General features: G+C 70.7%; 9 protein-coding genes and 1 other RNA gene. 5 read left to right on the top strand and 5 right to left on the bottom strand.

From position 1 onward, the window contains the following. Positions 1 to 157: 157 nt before the first annotated feature. Positions 158 to 4,432, bottom strand: a complete 4,275-nt coding sequence (locus tag BLQ77_RS00420; RefSeq protein WP_089954111.1) for a translocation/assembly module TamB domain-containing protein — start codon at positions 4,430 to 4,432, stop codon at positions 158 to 160. Next, complete coding sequence (locus BLQ77_RS00415; RefSeq protein ID WP_008884942.1) at positions 4,429 to 6,231, bottom strand: autotransporter assembly complex protein TamA; 1,803 nt, start codon at positions 6,229 to 6,231, stop codon at positions 4,429 to 4,431. Before BLQ77_RS00415 ends, BLQ77_RS00420 begins: the two co-directional genes overlap by 4 nt. A gap of 249 nt (positions 6,232 to 6,480) precedes the next feature. Here BLQ77_RS00415 and BLQ77_RS00410 point away from each other — a divergent pair, with 249 nt between their 5' ends. Together BLQ77_RS00410 and BLQ77_RS00405 are read left to right on the top strand one after the other, a co-directional pair. Further along, positions 6,481 to 7,584, top strand: a complete 1,104-nt coding sequence (locus BLQ77_RS00410) for an NAD(P)/FAD-dependent oxidoreductase (RefSeq protein WP_089954109.1) — start codon at positions 6,481 to 6,483, stop codon at positions 7,582 to 7,584. Continuing rightward, entirely contained in the window at positions 7,581 to 8,507 is a 927-nt protein-coding gene (locus tag BLQ77_RS00405) for an NAD-dependent epimerase/dehydratase family protein (RefSeq protein WP_089954107.1), read from the top strand. Before BLQ77_RS00410 ends, BLQ77_RS00405 begins: the two co-directional genes overlap by 4 nt. A gap of 351 nt (positions 8,508 to 8,858) precedes the next feature. On the opposite strand, the gene BLQ77_RS00400 is transcribed toward BLQ77_RS00405, so the two are convergent. Then, positions 8,859 to 10,625: a DNA polymerase III subunit gamma/tau gene (locus tag BLQ77_RS00400; protein WP_008885130.1), complete on the bottom strand. Its 1,767-nt coding sequence runs from the start codon at positions 10,623 to 10,625 to the stop codon at positions 8,859 to 8,861. Between the two features lie 63 nt (positions 10,626 to 10,688). Between BLQ77_RS00400 and BLQ77_RS00395 the strand changes: the two genes are divergently transcribed. From BLQ77_RS00395 to BLQ77_RS00385, 3 genes are all read left to right on the top strand, one after another. Continuing rightward, complete coding sequence (locus BLQ77_RS00395; protein ID WP_131821970.1) at positions 10,689 to 10,973, top strand: hypothetical protein; 285 nt, start codon at positions 10,689 to 10,691, stop codon at positions 10,971 to 10,973. A 426-nt stretch (positions 10,974 to 11,399) separates the two neighbouring features. Further along, positions 11,400 to 12,236, top strand: coding sequence for a KPN_02809 family neutral zinc metallopeptidase (gene ypfJ, locus BLQ77_RS00390; protein ID WP_089954101.1), 837 nt, complete (start codon positions 11,400 to 11,402; stop codon positions 12,234 to 12,236). Position 12,237: 1 nt separating this feature from the next. Beyond that, positions 12,238 to 12,747, top strand: coding sequence for a protein-tyrosine phosphatase family protein (locus BLQ77_RS00385; RefSeq protein ID WP_089954099.1), 510 nt, complete (start codon positions 12,238 to 12,240; stop codon positions 12,745 to 12,747). 613 nt (positions 12,748 to 13,360) lie between these two features. Here BLQ77_RS00385 and ffs read toward each other — a convergent pair. Beyond that, an RNA gene (gene ffs / locus BLQ77_RS00380) (signal recognition particle sRNA small type) lies at positions 13,361 to 13,457 on the bottom strand. Between the two features lie 69 nt (positions 13,458 to 13,526). Continuing rightward, positions 13,527 to 15,506, bottom strand: a complete 1,980-nt coding sequence (locus BLQ77_RS00375; protein ID WP_089954097.1) for a bifunctional 2',3'-cyclic-nucleotide 2'-phosphodiesterase/3'-nucleotidase — start codon at positions 15,504 to 15,506, stop codon at positions 13,527 to 13,529. Positions 15,507 to 15,547: the final 41 nt, after the last annotated feature.

Raw genomic sequence — 15,547 nt, 5'->3', positions numbered from 1 at the left:
GGCCAATGCCCCACGCCTCGTGAGACCGCAGCGGGCCAGGCGCCATGGCTGCGTCCGGCAAACCCTCAAAGAAAAGGGGGCGCTCGCGGCATGGCGGGCGCCCCTTCTGCGTGGTCCGGTGGTCTTCAGGAAGTGCCGGTCGAGACGGGGAGGGGGCTCAGTAGTCCTTCTCGAAGAAGATCCCGAGCGTGGTGTCGCCGTCCGACGTGGCGCTGGTCTGCGCCTTGATGTTGCGGTTGATCTGGTAGTTGAGGTTGATCGAGCTTTCGCCGCTGCTCACCTCGACATCCGTGTAGATTTTTTCGGTGATGTACTTGCCCAGCCGCAGGCCCGCGTTGCCCTCGGAGTCGGTGGTGACGTCGAAATCGTCGAGCCCGAAGCCCTGCCGCAGGTTGCCGATGATGCCCTCGCCGCCGCGCCCGGCGAGAGAGTTCACCGCCGAGGCGATCTGCAGCGCCTGCAGCGCCGAGAGCTCGCCCAGATCGCGGCCAAAGAGCAGCAGCGCGAGCACCTCTTCCTCGGGGCGGGCCGGGTTGGACGAGAAGGTCACCTCGGGCGAGGTGGCCTCGCCCTTAAGCGCGACCGAGACCGTGGCGCTTTCGACCTCGGTGGTGGCGAGCACGTCGATGGTCGGGATGAAGTCGCCGGTCAGCTGCAGGACGGCCTTTTCCAGCACCAGCCGTTGGCCGAGGATGTCGAGCCGGCCGCGGATCAGCTCGAACTGGCCCGAGGGCACGATGTCGGCCGAGGTGCCGGTAAGCGTCAGCGAGCCGCCGAGCTCGGCATCGAGGCCACGGCCGCGCACGAAGATCTGCTGCGGGGCGCGGATCTCGAGGTCGAGCGGCAGCGTGTAGGACGACCCGCGGCCCTGCTGTTCCGTCTCCACGAGACCGGCGCGGAGACGGGTCTGGCGGACCGGCGCCGGCTCGCGCACGTGGGTGAGCGTGAAGCTGCGGCTGCCCGGTCCGAGCCCGGTTTCGGGGATGCGGATCTCGGCCTGCTCGATCTCGACCCACCCGCCGATGGCTGGGCCGGTGAGCAGCGGGCCCTGTACCGTCACGTTGCCGCTGGCGGTGGCCTGGTAGAGCCGCCGGTCCTGCAGAAGCAGGTCGCGCAGCCGCACCCGGAGATCGGCGTTGTAGGGGCTGGTGAGACCGATGGTGCCCTGGCTGCGCAGGCTGCCGCCGCTCGAGAGCGCGCCCTCGACCGTGAGCTGCGCCTGCCCGCCGCCGAGCTGGGTGTCGATGTCAACGCCGGTCAGCGTGAGCGCGGGGCCGGGCAGCACGATGTCGGCGCCGTTCACGCGCACCGAGCCCGACAGCGACGACACCGCCAGCGGCCCGTCGAGGCGCAGGTCGATGCGGGCGGTGCCGTTCAGCAGGTTGGGCTCGGCAATGCGGTTGGCCAGCGACAGCGGCGCGTTGCCGTTCACCGCGATGTTGGCACTGTCAAAGCTGCGGGCGATGCTGCCGCTCACCTGCGCCTGCGTGCCGCCGGGGGCGGAGAGGGTGGTGTTGATCTGATAGGGGCCGGTGCCGGTGGCCGAAACGGTGCCGCTGGCGGTGGCGCGGCCGGGAAGCTGTTCGACCAGCAGTCCGAGGTCGCGCAGCGCCACGTCGAAGGTCAGTGCGCTGTCGCCGGACTGACCGAGGCTACCGCTGGCCGAGGCGGTGATCTCGGCGGTGCTGAGGTCGAATTGCTGCACGGTGATGGTGCCGTCGGCATCGCGCGAGGCCGAGACCACGGCGCGGCCGGTGCCGCCGATCAGCTGGTCGGCGGTGGGAATGCCGAGCCCCAGATCCTGCGTGGTCAGCGTGCCGTCGGCGCGGGCCGAACCATCGCTGAGCGAATACGAGCCCTCGCCGTCGAAATCGAGCGAGCCGCGCAGCGCCTGCCCGGTGAGCGGCGCGAATGCCGAGAGCCGGCGCGCCGAGGCGGTGCCGTCGAAGGCCACGGTGGCGATCTCGCCCGCGTCGGTCTTGCCGGCGGTGACGACGCCCTGCGCCGCGGTCTCGCCGGGGCCGGTGGCGCTGAAGTTCACCACGTAGGCTTCGCCGTTTTCCTGAAGGTCGCCCTTGAGCGCGGCGGATCCGGACATGCCGTCCTGCACCTTCGCAAGGTCCGAGAGCACGAGGTCGAAGGTCGCGGTGCTGGCGTCGGGCACCATCTGGCCCTGCGCGTCGAGGGTGATGGCCGGGCCGTCGATCTCGAGCGTGCGCAGGAAGATGCCCTCGCTGCTGCGCGAGCCGTTGACGTTCATCGTCACCCGGCCCTCGAGCAGCCCGTCGGCCTGCGGGATGCCGATGCCGACATCCTGCGTCACCAGCGCGCCGATGGCGCTGGCGGTGCCGTCGTCGAGCGCGTAGGAGCCCTGGCCCTCGAAGCTCACCGAGCCGCGCAGGGGGCGCCCGGCGAGGGCGGCAAAGGCCGCGAGTTCGTCCGAGGCGGCGGTGCCGTTGAACGTCAGGCTCTCGACCGCCCCGGCCTCGTCCTTGGTGGCGGTCAGGACGCCGTCGAGCGCGGTGCGGCCCGGCGCGGCGGCGGTGAAGTCGAGCGTGTAGGCCGAGGCGCTTTCCTGCAGGTCGCCGTTCACGGTCAGCGGGCCGGACATGCCGTCCTGCACCCGCGAGAGGTCGGGCAGCGAGAGGTCGAAGCTGCCGGTGCTGGCGCCGGTGCGCAGCTCGCCGCTGGCGGTCATCACGATGCCATCGCCGTCGAGGTCGAGGTTGCGCAGGAAGGTGCCCTGTTCGTTGCGCTCGGCGGCAAGCGCCAGCCTGAGTTCGCCTGCGAGCAGCCCGTCAACCTGCGGGATGTCCGCCGAGAGGTCGGTGGCGGTGCCCGCGAGATTGACGTTGAAGCGGCCCGAGACCGGCTCGGCGCGGGCCTCGAGATCGAAGGCGGCGGCGCCGCCAAGGTCGCGCCCGGCCAGTCCCGAGAAGCGCGCGATGTCGTCGGTGCGGATCGCGAGGTTCGGCTCGATGGCCGGATCCTCGCCCTCGGCGAGGCCCGAGAAGGCCACGTCGCCGGTGATCGAGATGCCCGCGCCGGCGATGTCGATGTCGGTCAGGTCGAAGCCGTTGCCCTGCTGCCAGTCGTAGGCCAGAGCGCCCTCGAGCGCGTCGCCCGCGGCGCTTTGCAGGTTCTCGTCGGCAAGCGCCAGCCCGTCCACCGCGAGCTGAAGCTGGCCTGCAATCTCGCCGGGCGTGGCGCTGTCGGCGTTGCGCGAGATGGTGCCCTCGCCGGTGATCTTCGCCTCGCGCAGCGCCAGCTCGGGGCGGTCGATGCCCTGCGCCAGCACCTCGAGGGTAAAGCCGTCGCCCTGCGCGCGGTCGTAGGACAGCGTCAGCACCGCCTCGTCGATCCGGGTGACGTCGCTGGTAAAGGCCAGCGTGACCGGGCTGCCGTCTTCCGAGGCGATGCGCCCGTCGAGCGCCAGCCGCTCGGGCCAGCCGTCGGCGCCGATGCGCGCGGCGCCGGTCAGGTCGACAGCGGCGGTGCGCAGTTCCAGCGTGTCGAGCTCGATGGCGCCCGCGGCCTCGACCACGCCGCTGGTGCGCAGCAGCTGGTTGTCGCCGAGGAAGGCGCGCTGCTCGTCCGGCAACAGCGGGCGCAGGTCGCCCGACAGGTCGGCGGCAAAGCGGTGATCCGCGCCCACCGAGCCCTGCAGCGTGATGTCGCCGGAAAACCGGTCCTCGCCCTCGGTGGCGAGCGCCAGCGCGGCGGTGAAGTCGTCGATCGGGCCCTTGCCCTGCAGCGTCAGCCGCAGGTCCGGGGCGCCGGGGAGGTTGGCCTTGGTGGTCAGCAGGCCGCCCGAGGCCTCGTCGAGCACGAGGTCGAGCGACAGCTGGCGGCTCTCGTTGGCATAGCTGCCGGCGAAGGTGAGCGCATCGCGGGGACCGTCGACGCGCTGCACCTCGAGTTCGACGTTGCCATCGCCGTCGGCGAGCTGCGCCGCGCCCGAGACCGTCAGCACCACCGGCTCGCCGATCAGCGGCGCGCCGAGCTCGACCCGGTCGACGCGGAACTCGCCCACGTTCACCGAGACCGGCAGGTCGGGCAGCGAGAACGGCTGGCCGCTGGCCTCTGGGGCAGGGGCCTCGGTGTTCGACGTCGGCGTGCGCGCCACCTCGAGCCGCTCGGCCGAGAGCGTGTCCACCTGCAGCCGCCCGCGCAGCAGCGCCAGGCGGCTCCAGTCGAGCTCAGCGTTCTCGAGGGTGAGCCAGATGCCGTCTTCGTCGGCGATGGTCATGCGCTCCATCGTCGCCTGCGAGCTGAGCGCGCCGCGGAAGCCGCGCACGGTGACCTGCGTGCCCTCGGACGAGAGCGCGTCCTCGATCAGCCGTTCGAGGCGCGTGCCCTCGTCGTCATCCTGCGCTTGGGCGGGCTGACACAGGCAGAAGAGGAGGGGGAGGAGGAGGAGAAGCCGTTTCAAAACGCCTGACCTATGCCGATGTAAAGCTGGACCCCTTCGCCGGTGTCGCCGCTGGTGGGCGCCGCGACATCCACCCGGAGCGGGCCGATGGGGGTGTTGTATCGGACGCCGAGACCGGCGCCGGAATGCCATTCGCCGTCGCCGCCCGGGGCGCTGTCGGCGCTGATGAAGCCGGCGTCGGCAAAGGCCACGACGCCCCAGTTGGCGCCGAAATCCTGCCGGATTTCGCCGGACAGCCCGAGGAAGCTGCGCCCGCCGGTCTCGTCACCGTCGCCGAGATCGACGGTCAGCGACTGGTAGGGCTGGCCGCGGACCGAGCCCGCGCCGCCGGAGTAGAACAGGAACTCGGGCTGGGTGTCTTCGAGCTCGGGGCCGATCACCGACCCAAGCTGCAGCCGGCCGGCCAGAACCGTGTTCTTGGACTCGCCGAAGCCGTAGTAGCCGCGCAGGTCGGTGTAGAGGCGGGCGCCGCTGCTGTTGCCGTCGAGGTCGATGAAGGGCGTGAACTCGGTGTTCGTGTAGAAGCCTGACTTGGCGTTCAGGTCGTCGTCGCGCTTGTCCCAGGTAAGCGAGGTCGGCAGCGTGAAGAGCAGGAACTCGCGGTCGCCGAGGTCGTCCTCGGTCTGCGAGTAGAGCAGCCCCACGCCGATCTCGCCGGTCAGTTTATCGGTGAAGCGCCGGGTGAAACCCGCGGTCAGTCCGATGCTGTCCGAGTTGTAGGTCGGCTCATTGGCGCTCGAGAGTGCGGCCTGGAAGAAGGCGTTGGTGTCGGGCCCCAGCTCGGCGATGGCGGCGGGGACCTCGAGCCGGGCGGTGAGGCTGGCGTCCATCTCGCTGGTCTCGCTCGAGATGTCCGAGACCTCGGCATCGACGCGGAAGTGCTCGGCGCCGCCGAGCAGGTTGCGGTGCAGCCAGTAGGTGGTGAGCGTCAGCCCGTCCTGCGAGCTGATCTCGGCGCCGAAGCCGAAGCGCCGGGGCTTGGCATCGGCGACGCGCAGCTCGATGTCGAGCGTGCCGTCGGCGTTGGGCACCTCTTCCTCGCGCAGCGTCACGCTCGAGAAGGCGCCGGTGTCGGTCAGGCGGCGGGCCACCTCGTCAAGCTCGTCGGGGTCGAAACGCTCGCCGGTCGGCAGGCCCGCGATGCGGCGCTGCGCGGCGCTGCGCACGGCGCTGTCGTTGAGCGTGCGCAGCTTGCCGAAGCGCAGCTCCGGCCCGGGGGTGATGCGCATGTCGACGTCGAGCCGGCGGTCGGGGTGGTTCGCCGTCACCTGCTGGTAGGTCAGCTCGGCCTTGGCGCGGCCCAGCTGGCGCCAGCCGTCGATGCCGGCGTCAGCGGCTTCGCCCACGATGCTGGCGCGGGCGGTGTTGCCGGGGGCGAAGCCCTCGGGCAGCTCGGTCTCGGGGGCCAGCGGCTCGAGCCGCGTGGTGCGGAACTTGTACTTGGGCCCGCTCCGGACGTCGACCACCACCCGGTTGACCGCGTCGGGGGTCTGCAGCAGCGGGATGTCAGCCGCCTCGCGCCCGTCGAGGGTGATGCTGATGGTGCCGCCGTAATAGCCGTTGGCATAGAGTGTCTCGAGCAGCACGCCGTAATCCGACAGCGCCGCCGCGAGCACGTCCTGACCGGAGACGCGGCCCTCGTCCTCGGCCGCCGCAAGCGCGGAGTTGCTCTTGATCTGGGCCCTGAGATCCTCGTCCATGCCGGGGGTCGAGAAGTTCACCGTCTCGATGGCCGCGGCCGGGATGGCGGAGAGGGACAGAGCGATGCCAAGAGCGACAGAGGTGCGCCTAAGGGTCACGGGCGTGGTCCTTTTTCTTGCCTCGCGGAGGGGCGGCTCCGGGGCGGGTGCGTTTAGACACTAGGGTAGGGACCGGGCGCTGGCCAGTAACCAATCGCAGATCCGGCGCATTGTTGGGCTTGCGTTGCCGCAAGGACGCGCCCCCGGATCCGGGCATCGGCGGAGCATCGCTTGCGTGCAGGTGCAGCACTGTCTATCCCGGTCCGGGATAGGGGCTTTCCCGGCCCCTCGGAGGCGAACGGAGGGCGCATGGCTGACATCATCGTGATCGGCGGCGGCATGGCCGGCATGAGCGCGGCGGCGGCCCTGTCCGCAGACGCAGAAGTGCTGCTGCTGGAGACCGAGCCGGGGCCGGGGCGCCACTCCACCGCGCGCTCTGCCGCGATCTTCATCCGAAACTACGGCAACGCCGCGCTGCGGGCGCTCAGCGACGAGGCCGTGGGCTTCTTCGAGGCGCCGGACCTCGACATCGACGCGCCGCTGCTGACCCCGCGCGGCGAGCTCATGGTCGCCACCGAGGCCGAGATGCCGACGCTCGAGGACTACCTCGCCGGCAGCGCCGGGCTCGAACGGTTGACCGGCGCCGAGGCCGAGGCGATGGTGCCGATCCTGAAGCCGGACCTCGTGGCGGGCGGGATCTACGAGCCCGACGCCCGGGACATCGACGTCGACATGATGCTGCAGGGCTACCTGCGGCGGTTGAAGGCCAACGGCGGCACGCTGCGGACCAGCGCGGCGGTGACCGGGCTGAGCCGCGTCGACGGGCTCTGGCAGGTGACGGCGGGGGGCGAGATCCACACCGCGCCCATCGTCGTCAATGCCGCCGGGGCATGGGCCTCGGAGGTGGCGCGCATGGCGGGGGCGCAGGATATCGCGATCACCCCGCACCGGCGCTCGGCGGCGGTGATTCCCGCGCCCGACGGCCAGCCCTGCGCCCGCTGGCCGCTCTTCGGCTCCATCGCCGAGACCTGGTACGCCAAGCCCATGGGCGGCCAGCTCATGGTCAGCCCCGCCGACGCCGACCCGGTGCCGCCGCAGGACGCATGGCCCGACGACATGGTGCTGGCCGAGGGGCTGCACCGCTTCGAGACCGCGGTCACCGTCCCGGTGACGCGCATGGTCTCGAGCTGGGCCGGTCTGCGCAGCTTCGCGCCCGACAAGACCCCGGTCTGCGGCTTCGACACGGGCGCCGAGGGGTTCCTCTGGCTGGCGGGGCAGGGCGGCCACGGCATCCAGACCGCGCCGGCGCTGGCCGGGCTCGCCCGGGCGCTCTGTCTTGGCGAAACGCCCGCGCTCGACGCCGCCACCTGCGCCGCGCTCGCGCCCGCCCGTTTCGCGGCGGCCGCGGCATGAGCGCGGTCTACGTCACCGGCAGCTCGGGCGTGCTGGGCTTCGAGCTGCTCGACCACCTCTCGGCGGCGCTGCCGGGCAGGGTTACCGGGGTCGCCCGCAAGCCGCTGCCGCTCCGCGCCGAGACGCTGTCGCAGATCGTCACGCCCGGTGTGCTGACGCCGGACTGGCTGCCCGGGGACGAGCGCTCGGCTACCATCGTGCATTGCGCCGGCCTCGCCAGCCCGCGCGTGCCCTTCGCCCGTTTCGAGGACCTCAGCCGCCGCGAGATCGAACCGCAGGCCGCCTTTGCCGAGGCGCTGGTGGCGCGCGGCTGGGCGGGGCATCTCGTCTACGTCTCCTCCGCCGGGGTCTACGGCGACACCGACGACCTGCCGATCCCGGAGACCGCGCCGCTGGTGCCGAAATCCTTCTACGCGCTGCAGAAGACCGCCACCGAGCAGGCGCTGCGGATGCTGGCCGAGCGGCACGGCTTCCGGCTCACGGTGCTGCGCCTTGCGAATGCCTACGGCTCGCCGCTCGCGGGCCCGGGCTTCGGGGTGGTAACGATCCTGCTCGAGGCGCTGCGCAGCGGCGCGCCGTTCCGGCTGTTCGGCACGGGCGAGAGCCTGCGGGACTACCTGCACGTGGCGGATTTCACCTGCGCGGTGGAGCGGGTGGTGACCGTGGACCTGCCCGAGCGGGTCACCACGCTGAACCTCGGCACCGGTCAGGGCACCTCGCTGGCACGGCTGGTGGCGCTGGTGCAGGAGGTGACGGGGCAGAGCCTCGACCTGCGGCGCGAGCCGCTGGAGAACGAGCTGAAATCGAGCGTGCTCGACATTTCCCGCGCCCGCGCGCTTCTGGGCTGGAGCCCCGAGATCGGCATCGAGGACGGCCTGCGCCGCGCCGCCGAGGTTTACGCCCGGAGACCCGCGACCGACTGAGCGTGGTTTTCAGCTGTCAGGACGACATGCGCCGCGTGCGTGGCCCGGCCTTCGGCCCGATGTGCGGCTCCGGCGTCCGCACGACAGAGGCGTGGTTCGACACCCACGCGACGGCGGCGTGGTCCGAGTCGACACGACAGAGGCGTGGTCCGTCCTCCACAGGAGAGAGGCGCACCTGAACTTCATGCGTCGGCGCTAGCCAGCGATCCAACCGGCGGCAGGGCCCTCGAAAATCCGCACGTCCATGGGCCCGCAGATACCCGCCTGCCATCGGGGTGCGCAGCCACCCGCGCCCCAGAGGTGCCAGCACGCGCCGGCCTGTCGCCGGCGCCCCCGGCCGGGCACAAGACATCAGTCTTCCTCGAACGGGTCCCACTCGTCCTCGACCTCGGGCAGAGCCTCGGCGGTGGCTTCCTGCATCGCGGCCTCGGGGGTGCGGATCTCGACGATCTCGGCGCTGGGGAAGGCGGCGATGGCGGCCTGTACCAGCGGGTGCACCGTGGCCTCGGCCTTCATCGCGAGCTCGGCGGCGTGGTTCTTTTCGTAGACCGTCGGCGTCTCGCAGCCGTTCACCACCGAGACCCCCCAGCGGTTGCCGGTCCAGCGCTGCAGCGCGCTGCCGAGTTTCTGCGCAAGATCGGCGGGCGCGTTGTCGGTCGGCGTGAACTCGATCCGGCCGGGCTGGTAGGCCGCGAGCCGCACGTGCCGCTCGACCTGCGCCAGAAGCAGCCCGTCGCGGTTGGCGCGGATCAGCTCGATCACGTGCTCGAAGCTCGGGAAGCGCGCCAGCGCCCCGTCGGCGGCCAGCGCCAGAACCGCGTTGCCCTGCGAGGCGACGGGGCCCGACGGCCCGGGACCGGGGTGGGTTTGCTGCGGATGGCCCATCGCCTGCGTCGCGGCACCGCCGGGCGCCTGCGCGTAACCACCGCCACCGGGACCGGGCGGGGGCGGCGGGGGAGTGTCCTGCAGCCGGCGGATCAGCTCCTCGGGCGAGGGCAGCTCGGCCACGTGGGTCAGCCGGATCACCGCCATCTCGGCGGCCATCATCGCGTTGGGCGCCTGCGCCACCTCGTCGAGCGCCTTGAGCAGCATCTGCCACATCCGGGTCAGTGCCCGCATCCCGAGGTTCGCCGACAGCGCCTGTCCGCGCGCGCGCTCGTCGGGCGAGATCGTCGGATCCTCGGCCGCCTCCGGGGTGATCTTCACCACCGACACCCAGTGCGTGAGCTCGGCCAGATCGCGCAGCACCGCCAGCGGGTCAGCCCCGTCGGCGTATTGCTCGGAGAGCTCGGTCAGGGCCCCGGGCGCGTCGCCGCGCATGATCTTCTCGAAGAGATCCATCACCCGGCCTCGGTCGGCGAGCCCCAGCATCGCCCGCACCTGCTCGGCCGTGGTCTCGCCCGCGCCATGCGAAATCGCCTGGTCGAGCAGCGAGGTCGCGTCGCGGGCCGAGCCCTCGGCGGCGCGGGTGATCAGCGCCAGCGCGTCGTCGGTGATCTCGGCGCTCTCGGACGAGGCGATCTTGCGCAGCAGCGCGATCATGACCTCGGGCTCGATGCGGCGCAGGTCGAAGCGCTGGCAGCGCGACAGCACCGTTACCGGAACCTTGCGGATCTCGGTGGTGGCGAAGATGAACTTCACGTGCGCCGGCGGTTCCTCAAGCGTTTTCAACAGCGCGTTGAAGGCCGAGGTGGACAGCATGTGCACCTCGTCGATGATGTAGATCTTGTAGCGTGCCGAGGCCGCCCGATAGTGCACGCTGTCGATGATTTCGCGGATGTCGCCGACGCCGGTGTTCGACGCCGCGTCCATCTCCATCACGTCGACGTGGCGGCCTTCCATGATCGCCTTGCAATGCTCGCAGACGCCGCAGGGCTCGGTGGTGGGGCCGCCCTCGCCGTCGGGGCCGATGCAGTTCATGCCCTTGGCGATGATCCGCGCCGTGGTGGTCTTCCCGGTGCCGCGGATGCCGGTCATGATGAAGGCCTGGGCGATCCGGCCAGCCTTGAACGCGTTCTTCAGGGTGCGCACCATGGCATCCTGTCCGACGAGATCGGCAAAGGTCTCGGGGCGGTACTTGCGGGCGAGGACCTGATACTTCGGGCTTTGCTCGGACATGGGGGCCTGTTGCGGTGATGGACCGGGCCAAGGTATGCGCCCCGCCGCCCGAGGTAAACCGGCGTGCGCAGAAAAGCCGATTGCGCGCCCGAGGTCATGTCTGACCTGCTGGGCCGGCGCCCGGACCTGTCGCACATCGACCGCTACGGCGGCACGCTGCTGTCGACGACCCTGCACGGCTCGGAGAACGCGCCGGACCGCGACGGGGCCGACCACATCGCCTGCCTCGAGCTGGCGCTGCACGCGGGCGTGGCCCTGCCGCACAGCGCGATCCGCAGCACCGTGCGCGAGGACGCGGCGGCCTTCCTGCAGGACTGGGTCGAGGCACATCCGGGGCAGGCCGTCTGACCCTACGTAGGGCTTTGGCGCGCGGTCGTTCCACGAAGGCGCGGCCGCGCGTGACGGAGGCGCTGTGCTGTGACGGAGGCGCTGTGCTGTAGCGGTGGCGCTGTGGCAGGACCACGCTGGGGGCCGCTCCGTCAGAATCGCGGCGGCAGGCTGGCCGAGCGTGGTCACCGTGTGCATGTCCGCGACGCGCCTGCGAGCGGCCGACGCAATTCCTCGCCCCGTCTCCGGCGAGATCGCCCAAACCGCCTCGGGTGCGATATCCCGACCCTCCGCCGCCGCACTATCCGGCCCCGCCGCGGGCGTGAAGGCGCGGCACGGCGCTGGCGGTGCGGGATCCAAACCGTCCCCTGCGCGTTCGTTGTCTATTAACGCTACGCCACGGGGGGGCTATGATCCCCTCGAGCCATCACCAGAAAGGGTCGCCGGATGCGTCTCAGGGGAGTTCGTCGCAGCAGCAACGTCGAGGATCGCCGTCGCAGGTCGGGAGGGGGCGGGATCGCCCCGATCGGAGGCATCGGCCTTCTGGTGGTGCTGGCCATCGGATATTTCGCCGGCATCGACGTCACCCCGCTGCTCGGCGACCTGTCGGGCCAGAGCGGCGCCCCGCGCCAGATCAGCGCCGAGGAAGAGCGGGCGGCCGAGTTCTCGTCGCAGGTGCTCGCCACCACCGAGGAGGTCTGGACCCAGATCTTCCCCGAGCAGGTCGGCCGCAGCTACGCGGCGCCGGTGCTGGTGCTCTTCTCCGGGCAGACCCAATCGCCCTGCGGCGGTGCGAGCGGCGCCACCGGCCCGTTCTACTGCCCGATCGACCAGAAGGCCTATCTCGACACCGAATTCTTCGCGACGCTCTCGCGGCAGCTTGGCGCCTCGGGGGATTTCGCCTCGGCCTACGTCATCGCGCACGAGGTCGCCCATCACGTCCAGAACGAGCTCGGCATCCTTGGCAAGGTCGACGAGGCCCGGCGCAGCTCCGGCCAGACCCAGGCCAACGCACTGACCGTGCGGCTCGAGCTGCAGGCCGATTGCCTCGCCGGGGTCTGGGCGACCCACGTGGACGGGCTTCTCGAGCCCGGCGACATCGAAGAGGCGCTGAACGCGGCGCGGATGATCGGCGACGACCGGTTGCAGCGGCGGGCGGGGCAGGTGCCGCAGCCGCACACCTTCACCCACGGCACCTCGGAACAGCGCGCGAGCTGGTTCGCACGGGGCTACGATTCGGGCGACATCCGGGCCTGCAACACCTTCTCCGCGGAACAGCTCTGAGATGATCCTCCACGCGCTCCCAGTGGCCGGCGGCATCCTCGCCATCTCGCCGCTGCCGGGGGCCGGAGGCGATTTTGCCGGAGATGCGGCCCATCTGGCCGAGTGGCGCCCGGCGATGGTGCTGACGCTGACCTCGGCGGCTGAGATGGCCGCCGCCGGGGCCTCGGGGATCGGGCACCACGTGCAGGATCACGGCGCCCGCTGGGAGCATCTGCCCATCGCCGACTTCGGTACGCCCGACGAGGCGTTCCTCGCCCGCTGGCCGAAGGTCAGCGCGCTGGCGCGGAGTGCGCTGAGCGGGGGCGGGCGGGTGCTCGTGCATTGCCGGGGCGGTTGCGGCCGCTCGGGCATGGTGGCGCTGCGGCTGATGATCGAGGCGGGTGAGGCACCGGACGACGCGCTGGCGCGGCTGCGCACGGTGCGGCCCTGCGCCGTCGAGACAACCGCACAGATGCACTGGGCCATGTCGGCCCCGCGCCAGGCGGCGCTGTTCCTGCGCCGCGGCGACTGACGGAGCCGGTCACTGCGACACTGAGGTCGGCGTACTGGCGCGACGCGTGCGGGTGGGCGCGCGAAGGGGCGTTTCTGAGGTGCGGGGAGTCAGGGGCCGGGCTTCTCGGCGTTGAAGCCAGCGCGCAGAGGACTGGGATGGCGGCTCCGCATCTTTCATCGGTGATCCAGCGTCACGAAGCTTTAGGGGTCGGGGCGCCTGCATTGCCAAGGCCATGGCGCTGGCGCACTGTCCGCGGCGGCACCGTGTCACGCGGCGGTGCCTCTGGGTTTCCGAATGTGAAGAGCGAGGTCTGCGGTATCCACGAGGATCGCGGGCGACAGCGCGGCGCGCACCATCTGAGCGCCGCACGGGAACGCAGCGCTGGGAGATCGCAGGGGGCTGGGTCAGGTAGATCGATACCGAGGTCATCGGCAGCGGCACGCCTGTTGCAGCGGGGGGACCTGGATGCAGCGGGGGATTGGATGCGGCGGGGGACTTGGGGGCAGCGAGATTCTTCTGGCGAAAAATCCCGCCTGGCGCCATCGGGCGGCGGCAGTCGATCTGGGGAAGATGGCTGATGCCGCAGTCTGGCGCATGGGCCGTCCGCCGGCAGGCGGGCTTGCCCTGTTGAGGTGAGAGGCTGGACAACGACCCAAGCGGGGCTCGTTACGGCTGCTTCCTTCCGGACCTGACCGGGTTGGCGAGGTGCCTGCCCGCGCCAACCTCTCGACCCATCACTTAGGGGCATTGCGACGGATTCGCAACCCCGGCGCCGTCGCTGACGCCGGGTCGCGTGATCAAAGCGTGATGCGGTAGAGCGCGAAGCCCTCGGGGGTGTCGCCGGCCTCCTCGATCGCAAGCCCCTGCAACCCGTCGGCATAGGCACGCGCACCCGGTCCGGTCTCGAAGAGCACGGTGGTGCCGGGCATGGGCGCAAAGCTCCAGTTGCCGTCGGCGCTGGGATTGATGGTGCCCTGCTCGACGATGTAGCGCACGATCACGTCGCGGTTGGTGTCGGGGGCCTCGAAGATCACTGTGTCGCCCATGGCGCCGGGGAAGTTGCCGCCGCCCGAGGCACGATAGTTGTTGGTGGCGATGACGAATTCCATGTCGGGGGTGACCGGCGCGCCGTCGAACATCAGCTCCTTGATGCGATTGGCGTCGGGATTCGCGAGCTCGCCCTTGGCGGCGAATTTCGACGGCTCGGAGAGGTCGATCTGGTAGGTCACCCCGTCGATCACGTCGAAATTGTAGCTCGGGAAATCGGGGTTCAGCAGCGTCGCGTCCTGCGCGCCGGGCTCGATACGGTTGAACATGCCGGCCGAGCGTTCCAGCCAGTCCTTCACCTGCGCGCCGGTGACCTTCACCGCGCGGACGGTGTTGGGGTAGAGGTAGAGGTCGGCGACGTTCTTGATCGCCACGTCCCCCGCCGGCACGTCGGTGTAATAGTCCGGGCCGCCCCGGCCACCGGACTTGAAGGGCGCCGCCGCCGAGAGGATCGGCAGCCCCTCGTACCCGGTCCCCGCCAGCATCTGCTTGATGTACCATTCCTGCGCGATCGACACGATCTGCACCGACGGGTCGTCCGCCACCAGCGCGAAGTAGGAGTAGAGCGGCGCCGAGGTCTTGCCGACCGGGCGCCGCACGTAGGCCAGCGTCTCCTCGTGTTCCTGCGCCGCGGCCGCCAGCACCTCGGCGTCGTCCTCGACCAGCGCGGTGACCGAGCGGTCCTCGTTGCGCTGCGAGATCGGCCGCGCCTCGGAGACGGTGGAGACCACGCGCCAGCCGTCGCCGTCGCGCTCGAGCAGCAGGTCGATGAGCCCCATGTGCGAGCCCCAGAACCCGCCCATCACCGCGGGCTTGCCGTGGATGGTGCCGGCGTCTAGGTCGATGGCCTCGCGGTCGGCGTAATCGGCCGAGGGGAAGACGAGGTGGCTGTGCCCGGTCATCACCGCGTCGATGCCCTCGACCCCGGCGAGCGGCACACTGGCGTTCTCCATGCCTTCCTCGTACTGCGCCGCGCCGATGCCCGAATGACTGAGCGCGATGACGATGTCGGCGCCTTCCTCGATCATCTGCGGCACGTAGGCCTGCGCGGTCGCGACGATGTCGCGGGCGGTGACGTTGCCCTCGAGGTGCTTGCGGTCCCAGTTCATCACCTGCGGCGGGGTGAAGCCAATGACCCCCACGCGGATCGGGTGGGTGTTCCCGGCGCCGTCGGTGAGCTCGCGGTCGAGGATCACGTAGGGCTTAAACAGCGTCTTGTCCTCGCGCGGCGAGGACCCGGCCTCGGTCGCGATATTGGCGAGCACCACCGGGAACTCGGCGCCCGCGGTGGATTTCATCAGGAAGTCGAGCCCGTAGTTGAACTCGTGGTTGCCGATGGTGCCGGCGTCGTAGCCCACGGCGTTCATCGCGGCGACCACCGGGTGCATGTCGCCCTCCTTCATGCCACGCTCGTAGGCGATGTAGTCGCCCATCGGGTTGCCCTGCAGGAAGTCGCCGTTGTCGAGCAGCATCGAGTTGGTGGCCTCGGCCCGGATGCCCCGGATGATCGAGGCGGTGCGCCCGAGCCCCACGGTGTCGACCGGTTTGTCGGCGTAGTAATCGTAGGGATAGACGTGCACGTGCAGGTCGGTGGTCTCCATGATCCGCAAGTGCGCCTGGTTCTGGGCGGCATTGGCGGAATAGGGATGCAGCGCGATCAGGGCAGAGCCTGCGGCCGAGCCCGCCAGGAAGGTGCGGCGGGTGAGATCGGAAGGACGGATACGGGGCATGGCAGCTCTCCTCTGGGCAGGTGCCTTGGTGCGGTGACCGC

This window comes from Salipiger thiooxidans (genome assembly GCF_900102075.1).
Lineage (GTDB): Bacteria > Pseudomonadota > Alphaproteobacteria > Rhodobacterales > Rhodobacteraceae > Salipiger > Salipiger thiooxidans.
This window is presented reverse-complemented; position numbering and strand designations above follow the sequence as displayed.

Excerpts from the sequence above, each read along its gene's own strand:
- BLQ77_RS00400 (WP_008885130.1), bottom strand. The coding sequence starts at position 10,625 with ATGTCCGAGCAAAGCCCGAAGTATCAGGTCCTCGCCCGCAAGTACCGC.
- BLQ77_RS00375 (WP_089954097.1), bottom strand. The coding sequence starts at position 15,506 with ATGCCCCGTATCCGTCCTTCCGATCTCACCCGCCGCACCTTCCTGGCG.
- BLQ77_RS00405 (WP_089954107.1), top strand. The coding sequence starts at position 7,581 with ATGAGCGCGGTCTACGTCACCGGCAGCTCGGGCGTGCTGGGCTTCGAG.
- ypfJ (WP_089954101.1), top strand. The coding sequence starts at position 11,400 with ATGCGTCTCAGGGGAGTTCGTCGCAGCAGCAACGTCGAGGATCGCCGT.
- BLQ77_RS00385 (WP_089954099.1), top strand. The coding sequence starts at position 12,238 with ATGATCCTCCACGCGCTCCCAGTGGCCGGCGGCATCCTCGCCATCTCG.
- BLQ77_RS00410 (WP_089954109.1), top strand. The coding sequence starts at position 6,481 with ATGGCTGACATCATCGTGATCGGCGGCGGCATGGCCGGCATGAGCGCG.